The organism is Candidatus Glassbacteria bacterium (genome assembly GCA_019456185.1).
Classification (GTDB): domain Bacteria; phylum Gemmatimonadota; class Glassbacteria; order GWA2-58-10; family GWA2-58-10; genus JAJRTS01.
This window is the reverse complement of the sequence record VRUH01000023.1, coordinates 20,411-22,435: the sequence shown is the minus strand read 5'-3', so window position 1 is coordinate 22,435 and position 2,025 is coordinate 20,411. Positions and strand designations below refer to the sequence as shown.

The following is a 2,025-nucleotide window of genomic DNA, read 5'->3' as shown; positions in this document are numbered from 1 at the left end:
CCGGGGCCGACGGAGGGTTTGTACATCCGCCGGGCACGCTGCTGACAGTCGATTCCCAGCGCCGCAAGGTCGAACACCTGATCCAGCCCGAGCCGCCGCTGCGCAAAGCCGAGCTGAAGGGTTTCAGCGCTCCGGTCCCGCTCTATTCCCTGCACGAACGCCGGCAGTTTGAGTCGGTGGCCGAGTTTATCGAGCGGCTGCGCCGTTACCCGCTGGTTACCCGCAACGGGATCGTGGTCCGCGGCGAGAAGGATATGCGCAGGGACCGCTGTCTGGCCCGGATGATGGCGGCGCTGGAAAATGCGGCCGCGGGCAGAAGCGACTCTCCCGCCCTGATCTCGGTGGTGGCCTCGAGCGGAGTGGGCAAAACGCGCCGGATCGCCGAGGTGGCCCACTGGGCGCTCGGCCGTGGCTGGCCTGTCTGGTTCGGCGAATGCTACAGCTGGTACCAGGGGGAGGGTCCCGGCACCGGTGAAATCGACCGGGACAGCGCGGTCCCCGAGAGCCACAGCGACGAGGGCGCCTACCCGTTCTTTCCGTTCAGCCGAATCCTCAAGGAGCAGGTGTTCGCAATCACCGGGCACGATTCAGCGCAAACTGTCCGGGACAAGATCGCCGGCGCGTTGGCCGGACTGGACAGCGCGGGAGATGACCCCGCTGCCCAGGCCCCGGTGCTGGCCCCGTTCCTGGGCCTCCAAATCCCCGAATCCCCGTTCTCCGAATCGCTTGACCCGGAGCAGCGGCGCAACTTGTTCTACCAGCGGGTGGCCGAAATTTTCACTGTCGAGGCCATGCGGGCTGTCCAGCGGGGAGGCGCGGCGCTGCTGTGCATCGACGATCTCCAGTGGGCCGACCGCAACAGCCTGCACCTGCTCTCCTTTATCCTGCGCCAGGCCGGCGGCGGACTGGTGGTGGCGATCAACGCCAGGAGGCAGTCGCAGCTGGGGGTCCTGCGCGATAAATCCCTGCCTGTCGAACGCTGCGCGTCCCGTCCCGGATTGCTGAAACCCGAAGCTGCCCGCACCCTTGCCGCGCTGGTGCTGGGAATCGACCGGCAGGACTCCGGGGATGAGCTGCCGCCGGAGATGAAGCGCCGGGTGGAGGAGGAACTGGAGAGCAACCCGTTTTTCATCATCGAGTTCTGCGCTAAGCTGCTGGAGCAGGAGTTGATTACGGTCAGCGACGGCCGCTGTACCCGGTTCGATGCGGAGAATTTCAAAGCCGTCTCGATCCCGACCAAAATCCAGGGCGTTATCGAGGAGCGGATCACGCGGCTCAGCAGCGATGAGCACGCGGCGATCCGCTACTCCAGCGTACTGGGCAATATCCTGCGCTATATCATTATCCGCCGTTTCCTGCCCCAAGCCGACCAAAGCGACCAGTTCTCGGGCAAGGACCTGGAAGAGATATTCTCGCATCTCACCGGTAAGGAAATCACCCGGCTGGAAAACGAGAAAGACCCCGACTGGGTCTACACGTTCAAGCGCGCGCTGATCGGCGAGAAGCTGTACCAGGAGCTGGTGCCGACCCTGCGCAAACGCCTGCACGGCCAGGTGGCCCGGATTTTAGAGGACACCGAGCTGGGCGACAGGTTCGAGAAAACCCTGCTCACGGCTCTGCATTACTCCCACGCCGAGATTCCCGATAAAGCCGCCTCTTTCTACCTTGAAGCCGGTAAGCTGGCCCGACTGATTTTCGACAATGAGAAAAGCTTGATGCTGTTCGGCCGGGCAGAGAAACTGCTTGACGAATACCGGGTCAGCGACGGGCGGCAGAAACGCTCGGTGCTCTACGAGCAGCGGGGCCAGGTCAATCTTCTGCTGGGGCGTTACGATGAGGCGCTGAACGATTTCGATTGCCTGGCGGAGCTGGCCGAAGAACTGCACGAAAACGAGCAGGCCGCCAGAGCATGCCATTTCAAGGGACAGGCCCTGTTCCAGCGTTCCCTGCCGGGTGATTTCGAGGGCGCGGTGGAGTTGTTCGCCCTGGCGGAGGCAAAGCTGGACGGGCAGCCCTCGCGCCTGC

1 pseudogene (running past both ends of the window) is annotated in these 2,025 nt (G+C 63.9%); it reads left to right on the top strand.

From position 1 onward, the window contains the following. Nucleotides 1-2,025 (top strand): annotated as a pseudogene (locus tag FVQ81_10050) (AAA family ATPase) (it extends past both window edges: 1,576 nt to the left, 173 nt to the right).